15 protein-coding genes and 1 riboswitch are annotated in these 15,877 nt (G+C 65.4%); of the genes, 3 read left to right on the top strand and 12 right to left on the bottom strand.

Annotation, left to right across the window (positions count from 1 at the left end):
- Positions 1–13: 13 nt before the first annotated feature.
- The 8 genes from AACH87_RS20845 to AACH87_RS20810 form a co-directional block, all read right to left on the bottom strand.
- Complete coding sequence (locus AACH87_RS20845) at positions 14–934, bottom strand: U32 family peptidase (RefSeq protein ID WP_338796478.1); 921 nt, start codon at positions 932–934, stop codon at positions 14–16.
- Between the two features lie 61 nt (positions 935–995).
- Entirely contained in the window at positions 996–2,129 is a 1,134-nt protein-coding gene (locus AACH87_RS20840; protein WP_338796477.1) for a peptidase U32 family protein, read from the bottom strand.
- 313 nt (positions 2,130–2,442) lie between these two features.
- Positions 2,443–3,312 carry a lysophospholipase gene (locus AACH87_RS20835; RefSeq protein WP_338796476.1) on the bottom strand — a complete coding sequence of 290 codons (870 nt, stop codon included), beginning with the start codon at positions 3,310–3,312 and terminating at the stop codon, positions 2,443–2,445.
- A 77-nt stretch (positions 3,313–3,389) separates the two neighbouring features.
- Positions 3,390–4,916 (bottom strand): M20 family metallopeptidase, encoded by a 1,527-nt coding sequence (locus AACH87_RS20830; RefSeq protein ID WP_338796475.1) that lies wholly within the window; start codon positions 4,914–4,916, stop codon positions 3,390–3,392.
- A gap of 126 nt (positions 4,917–5,042) precedes the next feature.
- On the bottom strand, positions 5,043–6,266 hold the full coding sequence (locus AACH87_RS20825) for a diguanylate cyclase (protein ID WP_338796474.1): 1,224 nt from the start codon (positions 6,264–6,266) through the stop codon (positions 5,043–5,045).
- A gap of 234 nt (positions 6,267–6,500) precedes the next feature.
- Positions 6,501–7,085 carry a methionine biosynthesis protein MetW gene (gene metW, locus AACH87_RS20820; protein WP_338796473.1) on the bottom strand — a complete coding sequence of 195 codons (585 nt, stop codon included), beginning with the start codon at positions 7,083–7,085 and terminating at the stop codon, positions 6,501–6,503.
- On the bottom strand, positions 7,082–8,209 hold the full coding sequence (locus AACH87_RS20815) for a homoserine O-acetyltransferase (RefSeq protein WP_338796472.1): 1,128 nt from the start codon (positions 8,207–8,209) through the stop codon (positions 7,082–7,084). Before AACH87_RS20815 ends, metW begins: the two co-directional genes overlap by 4 nt.
- 149 nt (positions 8,210–8,358) lie before the next feature.
- Positions 8,359–8,922, bottom strand: coding sequence for a TMEM165/GDT1 family protein (locus AACH87_RS20810; RefSeq protein ID WP_338796471.1), 564 nt, complete (start codon positions 8,920–8,922; stop codon positions 8,359–8,361).
- 16 nt (positions 8,923–8,938) lie between these two features.
- Positions 8,939–9,120: riboswitch (yybP-ykoY riboswitch) on the bottom strand.
- A gap of 234 nt (positions 9,121–9,354) precedes the next feature.
- Between AACH87_RS20810 and AACH87_RS20805 the strand changes: the two genes are divergently transcribed.
- Entirely contained in the window at positions 9,355–9,732 is a 378-nt protein-coding gene (locus AACH87_RS20805; RefSeq protein WP_338796470.1) for an RNA-binding protein, read from the top strand.
- Positions 9,733–10,059: 327 nt separating this feature from the next.
- Complete coding sequence (locus AACH87_RS20800) at positions 10,060–10,617, top strand: RNA-binding protein (protein WP_338796469.1); 558 nt, start codon at positions 10,060–10,062, stop codon at positions 10,615–10,617.
- 110 nt (positions 10,618–10,727) lie between these two features.
- Here AACH87_RS20800 and AACH87_RS20795 read toward each other — a convergent pair whose 3' ends face one another.
- The 4 genes from AACH87_RS20795 to AACH87_RS20780 are packed head-to-tail and all read right to left on the bottom strand — an operon-like array spanning position 10,728 to position 13,759.
- A complete protein-coding gene (locus AACH87_RS20795) occupies positions 10,728–11,513 on the bottom strand; it encodes an SDR family oxidoreductase (protein ID WP_338796468.1) in 786 nt (261 codons plus the stop codon).
- Positions 11,514–11,550: 37 nt separating this feature from the next.
- Positions 11,551–12,177, bottom strand: coding sequence for an LPS export ABC transporter periplasmic protein LptC (lptC, locus tag AACH87_RS20790; protein ID WP_338796467.1), 627 nt, complete (start codon positions 12,175–12,177; stop codon positions 11,551–11,553).
- Positions 12,174–12,758: a 3-deoxy-D-manno-octulosonate 8-phosphate phosphatase gene (locus tag AACH87_RS20785; protein ID WP_338796466.1), complete on the bottom strand. Its 585-nt coding sequence runs from the start codon at positions 12,756–12,758 to the stop codon at positions 12,174–12,176. The genes lptC and AACH87_RS20785 overlap by 4 nt, the downstream gene beginning before the upstream one ends.
- Positions 12,758–13,759: a KpsF/GutQ family sugar-phosphate isomerase gene (locus AACH87_RS20780; RefSeq protein ID WP_338796465.1), complete on the bottom strand. Its 1,002-nt coding sequence runs from the start codon at positions 13,757–13,759 to the stop codon at positions 12,758–12,760. The genes AACH87_RS20785 and AACH87_RS20780 overlap by 1 nt, the downstream gene beginning before the upstream one ends.
- Positions 13,760–13,856: 97 nt before the next feature.
- Here AACH87_RS20780 and AACH87_RS20775 point away from each other — a divergent pair, with 97 nt between their 5' ends.
- Positions 13,857–15,842 (top strand): monovalent cation:proton antiporter-2 (CPA2) family protein, encoded by a 1,986-nt coding sequence (locus AACH87_RS20775; protein ID WP_338796464.1) that lies wholly within the window; start codon positions 13,857–13,859, stop codon positions 15,840–15,842.
- Positions 15,843–15,877: the final 35 nt, after the last annotated feature.

Raw genomic sequence — 15,877 nt, 5'->3', positions numbered from 1 at the left:
GCGCGGCGGCGCGTCAGGCGGCCGAGCGTTCGGCGTGGTGCAGGTCGCTGCGGCCCTGCTCCAGACCGGGGCGGCCATGCCAGAAGCCGTTGCAGGGCCAGTCGGGCATCAGCGGCAGGATGCGGCTTTGCGCCCGGCTGGCGCTGGCAGGCTGGCGGCGCACTTCGTCAAACAGGGCAATGACCTGTTCCATGTGCTGGGCCTGGGGGCTCAGGCGCACCAGGTCCACGCCCATGTCCTGCATTTGCGGCAGTTCTTCGATGAGGTTGTAGACGCGGGCCGACTGCGTTTGCGTGCCGTTGAGCACGAGGAAACCTTCCTTCTCGCGGGTGCGCAGGGCCAGCCCTTGCGGGTGCTCCAGGCAGCGGAAGTGGCAGTCGTCCTTGGGCAGGTTGTGGTGCCGTGCGGTAAAGCACCGGGCCGAGTACGCCAGCGGCAGCCGCCCGTAGGCAAACACCTCGGTCTGCAGGCCTGCAGGGCGGGCCGCCTGCACCACGGCCAGGTCCTGCTGGCGCATCTCCAGCGGCATCACCCAGCGGGTGGCTCCCAGTTGGGCCATCCATTGCACGGCCTGGGGGTTGTAGAGGTTCAGGTGCGGCCCGGCCACAAAGGGCTGCTTGCCCGCCAGGCAATGCACGGCCCCCATGTCGTTGGCCTCCACGGTGAATTCGCCGTTGGCTGCCAGCTTGTGCAGCCAGGCCACGTCCGAGCCCGATTCGAGCAGCACCTGGCTTGACATGACGACCCGCTTGCCCTGGCCCTGCAGGTGGCGGGCCAGGCCCAGCCAGTCGGACAGGCGCAGCTCGTGGCGGCGTGAGCACACTGTTTCGCCCAGGTAGATCTCGTCTACGGCGGTGTGGCACATGGCTTCGTAGAAGGCAAACACGCTGTTGCGCGGCCAGTAGTACTGCAGGGGGCCCAGGGTGATTTTCATGGTGGGGACTCCGTGGGGAGGTGAGCGGGCTTTGCGCGCCTCTGTGCTCTGGGTCGGTGGGTTACTTCCAAGGGCGGTGGTAGGCCCCCAGCGTGTGCTGCTGGCCCTCGGCCACCTGGTCCAGGCGGGCCATCCAGTGCGTCTTGGGGGCGTAGCGGTGCGGTTGGGCCATGCAGTGGTCAATGGCCTCGCGCCACACGCGCGTCACATCGGCCACATAGGCCGGGCTGCGCTGGCGGCCTTCGATCTTGATGGCGCGCACGCCGATCTTCACCAGCTGCGGCAGCAGCTCCAGCGTGTTCAGGCTGGTGGGCTCTTCGATGGCGTAGTAGTTTTCTTCGTCGCCCACGTCAAAGCGGCCTTTGCACAGCGTGGGGTAGCCCGCGTTCTCGCCGGGGGCGTAGCGGTCAATCAGCACACCGTTCAGGCGTGATTCCAGGCCCTGCGGCGTCTCTTGCCAGCGCACGGCTTTGGGGGGTGAGCACACGCCGTGGGTGTTGGGCGATTTGCCTGTCACGTATGACGAGAGGGCGCAGCGGCCCTCCACCATCACGCACAGGCTGCCAAAGCCGAAGACTTCGATCTCGACCGGCGTGCGCTCAATGACCTGGCGCACTTGCTCCATCGACAGCACGCGCGGCAGCACGGCGCGCACCACGCCAAACTGTTCGCGGTAGAAGTTGATGGCCTCGAAGTTGGTGGCCGAGCCCTGCACCGACAGGTGCAGCCGCAGTTGCGGGTGGTGCTGGGCGGCGTATTGCATGAGGCCGGGGTCGGCCAGGATGACGGCGTCCAGCCCCATGTCCACGGCCTTGTCCACCGCGCTGCGCCAGGGGCCGGGGTTGGAGGCCTGCGGGTAGGTGTTGAGCGCCATGAACACCTTGCACCCGCGCTGGTGGGCGTAGGCAATGCCCTGGGCAATGGCGGCTTCGTCAAAGTTCAGCCCCGCAAAGTTGCGGGCGTTGGTGGCGTCGCGCAGGCCCAGGTACACGCAGTTGGCGCCGTGGTCCACGGCGGCTTTGAGGGCGGGCAGGCTGCCTGCGGGGCAGACCAGTTCGGGGGCCGTGGGCGCGGTCTGGGTGTTTGCAGCGTTGGCAGCGACAGGGATGGCCGCCGGGCCTGCGGGTGGGGCCGCGAGGGGGTTAGCCGGGTTCGGCGCAGCTGGGTAGGAGACAGCCGGGGTTAATGGGTCCATGGCAAGCGTTTCATCGCCAGCACCGGTAGGGTGCCAAGGCATTGGCCGCCACCTTAGTCAGACCCGCATGCGCTGCCGCTGATCTTCATCAACCGGCGCGCACAATGTCATACAAATTTGATCGGGATTTGATGGCGCAGGGCGTTTGGCTGCCCGCCTGGGGCTTGCCAGCGGCAATCACCCAACGGGTGCTTGCGCTTGTGCCTGCGTTGGGGAACGGCTTGCCTTGCATCAAGCCCGTCAGCCGTTTGCTATGAAAAAATGAGCTGCTTGCGCTTATGCATCAAGCGCTAGAGGCGGATTCCATGCTGAATCAGTATTTCACCGGAAAGCGGGCCAGCAGCCAGTCGCGCAGCATCTCCAGCACGGGCGTGGCGTATTCAGGTGCCTCGTTGAACAGCTCGTGGAAGGCGTCTTCAAAGCAGTGCGACTGCACCACCTCGGCCGGTGCGGCAGCAGCAAAGCGGCGGCTGCCTTCGGGGTTGACCAGATGGTCGGCTCCCGCCCACATCAGCAGGGTGGGCGTGTTCCATTGCGCGGCGGTGGCCAGGGTGGCGGGGCCTGCGTCGGCAATGAAGCGGGCGAGCCGGGCACTGATGCGGTCGTGGCAGCGGCGGTCGCGCTGGTATTCGGCCACCACCTCGGCATCGTGCGAGAGGTAATGCGGCTTGAGCCCGTTACCCACCCGCAGGTTGGGCGCAATGCGCGGCAGGGTGGACACCAGCAGCTTCTGCACCGCGCTCAGGCCCGCATCCAGCGCGGGCGAGGACAGCACCAGCGCATCGACGGGGCACAGGTTCAGCGACACCAGGCGCGCCGCCACCAGCCCGCCCATGCTGTGGCCCAGCAGCACCAGCGGCAGGCCGGGCGGCATGCGGGCACGGGTGCATTCGATCATGTCGGCCAGGTCGTCCAGCAGCCGCGTATCGGTGGTCAGGCCGCCGCGGGGGCCTGCGGATGACCCGTGACCGTAGTGGTCGTAGCCGCGCACGGCAAACCCCCACTGGTTGAGCTGGTCGGCCAGCGCGCCGTAGCGCCCGGCATGTTCACCCAGACCATGCACCAGCATCACCAGCCCGCGCAGGGGGGTCTTGGAGGCCACGGGCCAGTCGTGCAGTGCCAGGTTTTCGCCATCGGTGGCGGTAAAGGGGCTGAGCGTGGATGGCGAGAAGTTCTGGGGCATGCAATGCGTCAGGGTGGGCCGGGTGGCCTGCCGTGGCAGCCACCGTGTGGAGCGAAGGGGCTGAGTTGGCGACTTTCTCAGGCCGAGGGCGAGCTGCTTTCAGCGCTGGCTGCGCTTTCTGCTGTCTCGGTTTGGGCCTGGGCCTGGGCCATGGCAGAGATCACATGCGCGACCGAGGCCGTGAGGCGCTTGGCATAAGGCACGTGCAGGAACTCGTTGGGCCCGTGCGCGTTGCTCTTGGGGCCAAGCACGCCGCACACCATCATCTGCGCCTTGGGAAAGCCTGCGCTGAGCATGTTCATGAGCGGGATGGTGCCCCCCTGGCCGATGTAGCCGCAGGGCGCGCCAAAGTGCGCCTGCGAGGCCTGGTTGAGGGCCTGCTCAAACCAGGGCGTGGTGGCGGGCGCGTTCCAGCCCGTGGCGCTGCTGGCGCTCTGGAAGGTCACCTTGGCTTGGTAGGGGGCGTTGTCTTCCAGCAGGGTCTTGAGTTCCTGCACGGCCTGGGCGGCATCCACCAGCGGGGGCAGGCGCAGGCTGAGCTTGAAGGCGGTGTAGGGGCGCAGCACGTTGCCTGCATCCTGCAGCGACGGAAAGCCCTCGGCCCCGGTCACGCTCAGGGTGGGCGTCCAGGTGCGGTTGAGCAGTGCCTGCACCGGGTCGGTGGTGGTGGGCAGCGCAAAGGTGGTGGAGCCACCGCAGTCGTAATGCGCCCACGGAAAGCGCCGGTACACCTCCTCGCCCAGGATGGCGGCAGTGGCTTGCGCCTGGGCCAGGCGGTCGGCAGGCACTTCGCAATGGAAGCTGGCGGGCAGCAGGCGGCCCGTGGCGCTGTCTTCCAGCCGGTCGAGCACCTGGCGCATGATGCGGAACGACGAGGGCACCAGGCCGGACGCGTCGCCCGAGTGCACGCCTTCGGTCAGGATCTCGACCTTGAGCGTGCCGCTGGCCATGCCGCGCAGGCTGGTGGTGAGCCACAGCTGGTCGTAATTGCCCGCGCCGCTGTCCAGGCAGATCACCAGGCCAACATCACCCAGGCGGGTGCGCAGGGCGTCGATGTAGGGCATCAGGTCGTAGGAGCCGCTTTCCTCGCAGGTCTCGATCAGGCCCACGATGCGGGGGTGGGGCACGTTCTGGCGTTTCAATTCCTGAACGGCAGCGATGCTGGCGTACACGGCATAGCCGTCATCTGCGCCGCCACGGCCGTAGAGCTTGCCGTCTTCGTATTTAGGGGTCCAGGGGCCCAGGTCGTTGCGCCAGCCCGAGAATTCGGGTTGCTTGTCCAGGTGGCCGTACATCAGCACGGTGTGCGGTGCGTGGGCCTGCGTGGCCTCGATCTCGAAGAACAGCACGGGGGTGCGGCCGGGCAGGCGCACCACTTCCAGTGTGAGGCCGGGCACCTTCTGTGCCTCTACCCAGGCGGCGGCGTTGCGCACCACGGTGTCCAGCAGGCCCTGGCCCGCCCAGTCGGCCGCAAACATGGGGGACTTGGCGGGAATGGCGATGTAATCGGTGATCTGGCGCACGATGTCGCTGTCCCACGCCTGGCTGACCCGCTCCAGCGCCAGGGCGGGTTCAAGGACTTGAGGGGGGACACGGGCGTTCATGGCAGGCTCCTGTGGACGGTTCAAAAATGCCATTCCAACACAAGCCCGCGGCATCTGTCACCGTTTTGTGTGTATCCCGACAGCGCCCTGGGGTGCTGGGAACTCTGAGCAGGCTTCGCGCAGACCCTAAAAGAGCGTGGGCTGGGTCTCAGGCCCCGTCTGCACCGCCGGGGCCGAGCTGGGGCGGCGCAAGCCTTCATTCACTTCCACCCGATTGCGGCCTCGCTCCTTGGCGTCGTAGAGGGCGCGGTCAGCCGCGTAGATGAGCATGTCCCAGTGGTCGCCGGGCAGCAGGATGCCGCCAAAGACGCCAATGCTCACCGTGAGCGGAATTTCCTGCCCGTCGTGAATGAAGCCGTGGGCTTCCACCGCTTCGCACAGCTCCAGGGCCAGCTGGTAGGCCCCTTTCAGCGGGGTGTCGGGCAGCACCACCAGAAACTCCTCGCCCCCGTAGCGGCCCACCAGGTCCTGCGAGCGCAGCCGCTCGCGCAGCACATCCACCACGCTGCACAGGGCGCGATCTCCCGCCGGGTGGCCGTAGCGGTCGTTGACCTGTTTGAAGTGGTCGATGTCCACCATCATCACCGAGATGGGTTCGCGGGTGCGGATGGCGCGGGCCACGTCCCGGTCCAGCGCGGCAATGGCGGCGCGGCGGTTGGCTACCCCTGTGAGCGCATCCACGGCGGCCATGCGGCGGTTGCCTTCGTCAGCGCGGTCGCGGGCCATGAACACAAAGCCCATGGATGCCAGCAGCCCGACGGCAAAGGTCGTCATGAATGTGAGCGTCTGCACCGCGCTGGGTTGCATCAGGTTCATGCCGGTGAGGGGAGCCACCCCCACCAGTGCCACGCGCAGCGTCAGCACCAGTGTCTGAAAAACCAGCGCCCCGGCCACCAGCCAGGCACCACGCCCCCCTGAGATGCGCCAGCGCAGCAGCAGGTGGGTGAGCAGCCACAGGTTGAGGCCGCACAGCAGCAGGCCGGCCACCACCACCCGGGCGGAATAGTTGTCTGCCAGCAAAGCCATGCTGGCGGCCATCAGCAAGGGCAGGCCCAGCACCGAGGGGCGCAGCGGCCCGCGCCCCTGGAACTGCAACACGGCCGACAGCATGGCCAGGTAGACGCCCACCAGCAAGGTGTTGCCCACCACGACAGAGAGCACATCTGGCACCCGGCCCCGCAGTGCAAACAGCAGGTGGGCCACGGCGTTGAGCAGCAGGCCCAGCGCCCACCAGCGCACGCCGTCGTCGCGGTGCCCCCAGCCCACCGTGGCCATGCCCCCCGCCATAACGATGGACGACAGGATGACCATCGCGAGCATGGTGGAGACGTCGGCAAGGGCGGGAACCATGGGTTGGCGTGTGAAAAGTGGTCAGCAGCGGGCGTTGCGCCGGGGTGGTGCCAGGGCTGGCCGCAGCGGTGGCGGCTTCAGCCCCGCTTTGGGTATCGGCAAGACTTCAATGGCCGCAGGATGTTGGCATGAAATCATGGGCCAGGGCAATAAGGGGTTGCGCTAGCAGCTACATTTTTGATAGTGCCTGTAAGCCGTGCCCATGTGCCCTGTGCCCTGGGGTGGCGAAGAAACTCAGGCGTTCTCGAAGTGGAATACCGCCGTGCCTGCCAGCGCGTTGGGCAGCCAGCGCACCTCGCGTCCGTTCTGCAGGCCGAAGGAATCCAGAATGCGTAGCCGGTTCTTGTGTGCCAGCACCTCAAAGTCCTTGTACGTGCCCACGCGGATGTTGGGCGTGTCGTACCACTGGTAGGGCAGACGGCGCGTGACGGGCATGCGCCCCTGCAGGATGGACAGCCGGTTGGGCCAGTGTGCAAAGTTGGGGAAGGCCACCACGCCGGTCCGGCCCACGCGGGCGGTTTCGCGCAGCATGACCTCAGCGTTGCGCAGGTGTTGCAGCGTGTCGATCTGCAGCACCACGTCAAAACTGTTGTCGCCAAACATCGCCAAGCCTTCGTCCAGGTTGAGCTGGATCACATCGACCCCGCGTTGCACGCAGGCCAGCACGTTGGCGTCGTCAATCTCCACGCCGTAGCCGGTGCAGCCGCGCTCGCGTTGCAGGTACGACAGCATGGCCCCGTTGCCGCAGCCCAGGTCCAGCACGCGCGAGCCGTGGGGCACCAGGCGTGCCAGGGCTTCCATGGTGGATTGTTCGCTCATGCAAACTCCTTTGCAATGCTATCGAAATAAGAGCGCATCACGCTCATGTAACGGGCGTCATCGAGCAAAAACGCATCGTGCCCGTGGGGGGCGTCGATCTCGGCGTAGCTCACGCGGCGGCGGTTGTCGAGCAGGGCCTTGACGATCTCGCGGCTGCGCTGGGGCGAGAAGCGCCAGTCGGTGGTGAAGCTCACGAGCAAGAACTTGGCCTGCGCACGCGCCAGCGCCAGGGTGAGGTTGTTGGCGTGCTCACGGGCCGGGTCGAAGTAGTCGAGCGCCCGGGTGATGAGCAGGTAGGTGTTGGCGTCGAAGTACTCGCTGAACTTGTCGCCCTGGTAGCGCAGGTAACTCTCAATTTGAAATTCGATGTCCTGCGTGCTGTATTTCAGGTCCATGCCCTCACGCAGCTGGCGACCAAACTTCTCGTTCATCACATCGTCGCTCAGGTACGTGATGTGCCCGATCATCCGCGCGATGCGCAGGCCGCGCTTGGGGATCGCGCCATGGCGGTAGAAGTGGCCGCCGTGGAAGTCCGGGTCGGTCACGATGGCGCGGCGAGCGACTTCGTTGAAGGCGATGTTCTCGGCCGTGAGGTTGGGCGCGCTGGCCACCACCACAGCGTGGCGCATGCGCTCGGGGTGCTGCAGCGTCCAGCTCAGGGCCTGCATGCCGCCCAGGCTGCCGCCCAGCACGGCGGCGAGCTGGTCAATGCCCAGGCGGTCGAGCAGGCGGGCCTGGGCGTTCACCCAATCCTCCACCGTCACCACAGGAAAGTCCGCGCCGTAGATGTCGCCCGTGTCGGGGTGCGCGTGCATCGGGCCGGTGGAGCCGAAGCATGAGCCGAGGTTGTTGACGCCGATGACGAAAAAGCGGTTGGTGTCCACCGGCTTGCCGGGGCCAATCATGTTGTCCCACCAGCCCTCGCTCTTGGGCTGGCCTTCGTACACGCCCGCGACGTGGTGCGAGGCATTGAGGGCATGGCACACCAGCACGGCGTTGGACTTGTCGGCATTGAGGGTGCCGTAAGTCTCGAAGGCCAGGTGGTAGTCGCGGATGGACGCTCCGCTTTGCAGCGTGAGGGCCTCCGGAAAATGCATGGACTGGGGCGTGGCTATGAACGACATAAAAAAACCCGGCATCGCTAAAAACGAGGCCGGGTGGGTATGTCGGACGGGTCTTTAGCAGGATTTATAAAGCGCCCGCAAGCTGTGGCAAATCGGCGCGTGGCGCAAATATACCAAAAGCCCCGCCCTGTGGGGGGGGCTGCCTGGCCTCAGGCAGGGGTCACAAAGGCCAGCACGCCCAGCACCGCAAAAATGATGGCGGAGATGGTGTGCACTGCCTTGATCGGCACGCGGCGCGTGATGCGCTCGCCCAGCCAGACCACGGGAGCATTGGCGATCATCATGCCCAGCGTGGTGCCCGCCACTACCCACCAGTAAGCGTTGTACTGGGCTGCCAGCATCACTGTGGCAATCTGGGTCTTGTCACCCATTTCTGCCAGGAAGAAAGCCACCACGGTGGTGCCGAAGACCCCCCAGCGCGGCGAGCCATCGGCATCGCCTTCATCCAGCTTGTCGGGGATGAGCATCCAGATGGCCATGGCAATGAAAGAGGCACCCAGAATCCAGCGCAGCACCTGGGGGCCGACAAATGTGGTCACCCAGGCACCCACAGCCCCCGCGAGGCCATGATTGACCAGTGTGGCGACCAGAATGCCCAGAACAATCGGCCAGGGTTTGCGAAAGCGCGCAGCCAATACCAGTGCGAGCAGCTGGGTTTTGTCGCCCATTTCGGCAAGGGCAACGATGGCGGTGGAGATGAAGAAAGCTTCCATGGTGTGGGGTCAATCCGGCCGGATTGGTTTAGAAACGCATTGACTGCACCCCGACTCCGGCCATTGGATCGGCATGCAGTCAATGGTCTCGCCCAGCTCACAAGCCGCATACGCCATAGGTTTTCAGGAAACCCAAGTGTGTTGACGCATGCCCCGGTGCATTGCGCAACCGGCGGGCTACTCCCCAAAGACTCATAAATTTTAGCGCATTGCAATGCCTATTTTCCCGGGAGAAAAAATCACCACAGAAATAAAAAGCCACAGCACCCATAAAGTGATTAATAATGGTTTGGTCTTTTTGTGGGCGCACTCCGCTCCGAAAAGGCACCGAAGTAAGCGGTGATTGGTCAGTTTCGCGTCTTTGAAGTCGTCACAGGTTTGTTGATTGCGTCGGGCTCCATCGCGTTTTCATGTTTTTTGAGGAGTCCCGTCATGGGCAACAAACTTTACGTGGGCAATCTGCCCTATTCTTTCCGCGACCAAGATCTGGAGCAAACTTTCAGCCAGTTCGGCTCTGTTGGCAGCGCCAAGGTCATGATGGAGCGCGACACAGGCCGTTCCAAGGGTTTCGGCTTTGTCGAAATGGGCAGCGATGCTGAAGCACAAGCCGCTATCCAAGGCGTGCATGGCCAAAACTTTGGCGGCCGCGACCTCGTGGTGAACGAAGCTCGCCCCATGGAGCCCCGCGCTCCACGCAGCGGCGGCTTTGGCGGCGGTAACGGTGGTGGCTTCGGCGGTGGCCGCAGCGGTGGCGGCGGCTACGGTGGTGGCAATGGCGGCGGCTACGGCGGCGGCCGCGGCGGCTACTAAGCCCTCATCCCTCAGGCAGCTTCGCTGCTGCCTGTCCCCCGAAAAGGAGCCCTTGGGCTCCTTTTTTGTTGTCTGTGGTGTCTTGCGCTACCTGCACCGCACCCTGAGTTCATCGGGGGCGTTGGGTTTTGTCAGCAGCCCATATTGCCCCTGCACAACAGCTTGCATTTTTTTTAATTTTGTGGCGCATAATGCCAAAGCGGGTTTTTCTCGCCTTTTTTGGTTTGCGGTGATCCGTCAGTTTCGCGCTTAGAGCGTCATTGAGATTAGCTGGCTGCGTTTTCGGGACTCCATCGCTTTATTCATGTGTTTTTGAGGAGTCCTTCGATGGGCAACAAACTGTACGTCGGCAACCTGCCTTACTCGGTGCGCGACAACGATCTGGAACAGGCCTTTGGCCAATTCGGTGCCGTGACCAGTGCCAAGGTCATGATGGAGCGCGACACAGGCCGTTCCAAGGGCTTCGGTTTTGTGGAAATGGGCAGCGACGCTGAGGCGCAGGCTGCCATCAATGGCATGAACGGCCAGCCCCTGGGTGGTCGCAGCATCGTGGTGAACGAAGCTCGCCCCATGGAGCCACGTCCTCCCCGTTCCGGCGGCTTTGGCGGCGGCGGTGGTGGCGGTTTTGGTGGTGGTCGCAGCGGTGGCGGCGGCTACGGTGGTGGCCGTGAAGGTGGCTACGGTGGCGGTCGCGGCGAAGGCGGCGGTGGCTACGGTGGTGGCCGCGAAGGCGGTGGTGGTTACGGCGGCGGCCGTGGCGATGGCGGCTACGGCGGTGGCCGTGGTGACGGCGGTTTCCGCAGCCCCTACGGCTCTGGCCCACGTAACGGCGGTCGCAACGGTGGCGGCGGCGGCGGTTACGGCGGCGGCAACAGCGGTTATTGATTTCCGAGAGGCCGAGCAACCGATAAGTTGCTCTCCACTTTCACAAGAAAGCCCCTTCGGGGGCTTTTTTGTTGCCTTTTTGCCTCCGTAGTTGCGCCGCTTTGGGGCCGCTAGTTCGCAGGCTCGTTCTGGCGACGTTTGCGCGGTCTGCCTGCCAGCAGGCGGTCAAACAGCGCGTTGGGCAACATCCGCAGCAGCTTGGCCACCACGCCCATTTGCCATGGAATCACACGGTAACTGTCGCCGCGGGTGATGGCCTGAAAAGCCTGGCGTGCAAAGTCCTGTGGCTGCATCAGAAAGGGCATGCTGTAGCGGTTCTGGCGGGTGAGCGGCGTGTCGATATACCCCGGGCAGATCGTGACCACGCGCACCCCATGGGGCCGCATCTCGCCCCGAAGGCTTTCGCAGTAGCTGATGACGGCAGCCTTGCTGGCGCAGTAGGCTCCGTGCCCGGGCAGACCACGAATACCCGCCACGCTGCCGATACCGACCAGGGTGCCGCTGCGGCGCTGTGTCATGCCTTGCACAAAAGGATGGAACGTGGCGGCCATGCCGGTGTTGTTGGTGGCCAACGTGCGCACCATCACTTCCAGGTCGTCCCGCTCGGCGGTGTCCATGCCCACGCTGATACCTGCGTTGGCAATCACCACGTCGGGCAGGCCCTGGCGGGAAATGCATTCGGTGCCAGCGGCCACGATGCTGTCCACTACCGACACATCGGCGCTATAAATTTCGTAGCTTGCTGCGCTGATTCCATGTGCATCAGCCCATGATTTCACTTCAGAAGTGCGACGTGCCACCAGTGCCAGCCGGTAACCCGCCTGGTAGAAGTGCAGCGCCAGCGCCTGGCCAATGCCGCTGGATGCGCCGGTGATGAATGCGAGAGGCTGGGTCATTGGGCGAATCCTGAGATGCTGCAGTGGGCCAAGGTGCTCAGCGGCCTTGCGGAGTGCCGGGCATCAGCATGCCGCGTACACGGCCATTCAATTGCAGCACCTGGTCCAGGTTGTCATATTCCATGGAATCTGCGGTGAAGCGGTCGCTGCCACGGGTCAGGGTGACCGGCTGGTTGGATCGCACCTTCTCTTCCTGGGTGAAGGCGTGCAGGAACTCGCCGCGGAACTGCAGCTGCGGCTGCGCTGGGGCTCCGTTGTGTGCAGGCATGGCCTCGCGGGTCACCACGGCGTCGCCGAACAGCTGCACTTCAGAGCCATCGCCGTTGCTCAGTGCGCGGTTGGATGTCGCGATGGTGAGCCTTCCGTTGGGTGCGATGGAGCGCATGTGCGCCTTGTCGATTTCCAGCGTGTCCGATGCCGGGAAGTGCCGGGCCACGTCGCCCCGCACCTCGCTTTGCAACCGGCCCTTTGCGTCAAAGCTCTTCACGGCAAAGTTCTTCATCGAATAGTCGGGCTGGTCTGCGGGCACGCTGCGCTGGGTGGTAGACAGCGGCATAGGCGCATTGCGCACCAGCCACCAGGTGCCCATGGCGAGCAGGCCCATTAGCAGCACCGGCAGGTACAGCGAAAGTCGGTCCCAGCCTTGTTGAATCCAGCGTGTCATGAGCCGTAGTCCGAAAGCAGGCGGGCATAAGCCCCGGTGGCCACCAGCAGCAGGTCGCAGAACTCACGTGCTGCACCTTCGCCCCCACGCGCCTGGGTCACGTAATGCGCACAGTGGCGATTTTCCAGGTGGGCATTGGCCGGGGCGCAGGCCAGTGCGCAGCGCCGCATCACAGGCAGATCTGGCCAGTCGTCCCCCATGGCGGCGGCCTGAGACCAGTCCAGCCCCAGCTGGGTGAGCAGGCGCTCTCCAGCAGGGCGTTTGTCCTCGGTGCCAAACACGGCGTGCTCAATGCCCAGGGCCTTGAGCCGCACGCGCAGCGGGGCCGAATCCCGGCCGGTGATGACGGCCGGCGTAATGCCCGCCTTTTGCAGCAGCTTCAGGCCGTGGCCGTCCAGGGTGTTGAAGCGTTTGAGGGTTTCGCCGTTTTCGCTGAACAGCAGCCCGCCATCGGTGAGCACGCCATCCACATCGAAAAACGCCACACGCACGGGCTGGGCGCGCAACAGCAGTTCAGGGTCCCAGTTCAGTGCCGGATGCAACGGGGGCAGGAGGGGCAGAGTGGATGACGTGCTCTGCATCAGATCACCTTGGCCCGCATCAGGTCGCCGATGTGCACCACGCCTGTGAGCTGGCCCGCGGCGTCCACCACCAGCACGCTGGTGATGCCATGGGCTTCCATCATCTCGGCGGCGTCCACCGCCAAGGCATCCGGGGCAATGCGGCGGGGCGATGCGTGCATGACCTGGGCAGCCGTGGCGGTGCGCAGGTCCGCCCCGGCCTCAATGCGTCGGCGCAGGTCGCCGTCGGTAAAGATGCCGAGCACCTGGCCTGAGGCATCCACAATGGCCGAGCAACCCAGGCCCTTGGCGCTCATTTCACGCATCAGGTCGCTGAAAGATGCCTCGGGTGCCACGCGGGGCACCTGGGCGCCGCTGCGCATCACGTCGCTCACATGGGTGAGCAGCTTGCGGCCCAGCGCCCCACCGGGGTGGGAGCGGGCAAAGTCTTCGGGCCTGAAGCCGCGGGCATCCAGCAGCGCCACGGCCAGCGCATCGCCCATGGCCAGCTGGGCCGTGGTGCTGGCGGTGGGGGCCAGGTTCAGTGGGCAGGCTTCGCGCTCCACGCTGCAGTCCAGCACCAGATCGGCATGGCGGGCGAGGGTGGAGTGCAGGCCGCCGGTCAGTGCAATCAGCGGAGCGCCCAGGCGCTTGAGCACGGGCAGGATGGCGGTGAGTTCGCCGCTTTCGCCGCTGTTGGAGATGGCCAGCACCACATCGCTGCCGGTCACCATGCCCAGGTCGCCATGGCTGGCTTCGGCAGGGTGCACAAAAAATGCGGGGGTGCCTGTGGACGCCAGCGTGGCAGCAATCTTGCGGCCTACGTGGCCGCTCTTGCCCATGCCCATCACCACCAGGCGGCCTGTGGTGGCCAGCACCATCTGTACGGCGCGGGCAAAACGCTCGTCCACCCGGGCTGCCAGCCCGTGCAGCGCTGCGGCCTCGATGTCAAAGGTCTCGCGCGCCAGGCGCAAGGCCTGTGCCGGGTCGAACGTGGGGGGCGTGGGGAGGCTCGCTGTCATGCCGGGATTCTATCGACCGGGCACATGTCCCTGCTGCAATGGCTCAAAGGCTTCATATGCCTTGGGGACAGCGGTATCCCTCGTATAGCATCGCCCTATGTCCTCTCTCGCTTTGACTTTGCTTTACCTTCTGGCTGCGGTGCTGGGTGTGGTCACCTGCCGCAGCCTGAAGTTGCCGCCCATGCTGGGGTACCTGGCTGCCGGGGTGCTGATTGGGCCCCATGCCATGGCGCTGGCCCAGAACTCGGAAGGCGTGCGGCATCTGGGCGAGTTTGGGGTGGTGTTCCTGATGTTTGCCATCGGGCTGGAGTTCAGCCTGCCCAAGCTGCGGGCCATGCGCCGCCAGGTGTTTGGCCTGGGGCTCATGCAGGTGCTGCTGACCATGGCAGTCGTCACTGCGGGCGGTGTGTTGTTGTCCTACGCCGTGGGCGGGATCTGGGACATGGGCTGGCAGACGGCGCTGGCCCTGTCGGGCGTGCTGGCGATGAGCAGCACCGCCATCGTCGTCAAGCTGATGGCCGAGCGCGCCGAGCTGGAGAGTGAGCACGGGCGGCGTGTGATGGGCGTGCTGCTGTTTCAAGACCTGGCGGTGGTGCCGCTGCTGGTGCTGATTCCTGCGCTGGGCACTTCGCCCGACGAACTGCTGGTGGCGCTGGGCTGGGCCTTGCTCAAGGCCACGGTGCTGGTGGGCGTGTTGCTCACCGGTGGGCAGAAGGTGATGCGCTGGTGGCTTACCCTGGTGGCACGGCGCAAGAGCGAAGAGCTGTTCATGTTGAACCTGCTGCTCATCACCCTGGGCCTGGCTTGGCTGACGGAGCTGGCCGGGCTGAGCCTGGCGCTGGGTGCCTTCATTGCCGGGGTGCTGGTGTCCGAGACCGAATACCGCCACCAGGTGGGCACCGATATTCGCCCCTTTCACGACGTGCTGCTGGGGCTGTTCTTCATCACCATCGGCATGATGCTCGATTGGCACATTCTGGTGGACCGCTGGGCGCTGGTGCTGGCTTTGCTGGCCGTGCCGCTGCTGGTCAAGCTGCTCATCATCATGGTGCTGGCCCGGTTGATGGGGGCCACCACGGGCGTGGCGCTGCGCTCGGGGCTGTTTCTGGCCCAGGCGGGGGAGTTCGGCTTTGTGCTGCTCTCGCTCACGCAGGAGCATGGCCTTGTGCAGCCTGCGCTGATGAACCCCATCCTCGCGGCCATGGTGCTGTCGATGCTGGCCACGCCTTTCCTCATCATGCACAGCAACCGCATCGTGATGAAGCTGGTGGCCAGCGACTGGTTGCAGCAGTCGCTGCAGATGACCACGATTGCACGCAAGTCCATCAATACCAGCAAGCACGTCATCATCTGCGGCTACGGGCGCTGCGGCCAGAACCTGGCGCGCATGCTGGAGCGCGAGAACATTCCCTACATGGCGCTGGACCTGGACCCCGACCGTGTGCGCCAGGCCGCTGCGGCGGGCGATTCGGTGGTGTACGGCGACGCCACGCGCCTGCAGGCCCTGATGGCAGCCGGGCTGGTGCGTGCCAGTGCGGTGGTGGTGACGTATATCGACGTGCCTGCAGCCCTCAAGGTGCTGGCCAACACCCGCTCACACGCCCCGCAGGTGCCTGTGGTGGTGCGTACACAGGACGATTTTTCCTTGGACAAGCTGCAGGAAGCCGGGGCCACCGAAGTGGTGCCCGAGGCGATCGAGGGATCGCTGATGCTGGCCAGCCATGCCCTGGCGCTGGTGGGCGTGCCCATGCGCCGGGTGCTGCGCGTGGTGCAGGACCAGCGCGATGCGCGCTACAACCTGCTGCGGGGTTACTTCCACGGCGCAGACGATGACACCGTGAACGAGCGTGACCAGGAGCGCATGGTCACCGTGAGTCTTCCGCTGGGGGCGAGTTGCCTGGGGTCCACCCTGGGTGCCCTGGCCCTGCCCGCCGTGGGCGTGCGCGTGGTCAACCTGCGCCGCGCCAGCGGCCACCAGACCCCCGTGGCAGATGGAACCGAGCTGCAGGAAGGCGACACGCTGGTGCTGTCAGGCCACCCTGCGGCGCTGGCCCTGGCAGAAGACAAATTGCTGCGCGGTTGAGGGCCGGGGCAGCCCGCCGCGGGGCGGTGTGGGCG

Source organism: Acidovorax sp. DW039 (assembly GCF_037101375.1).
GTDB lineage: Bacteria > Pseudomonadota > Gammaproteobacteria > Burkholderiales > Burkholderiaceae_C > Acidovorax.
Note: the sequence above shows the minus strand (reverse complement) of the source record. Positions and strands in the feature narration are given on the sequence as shown.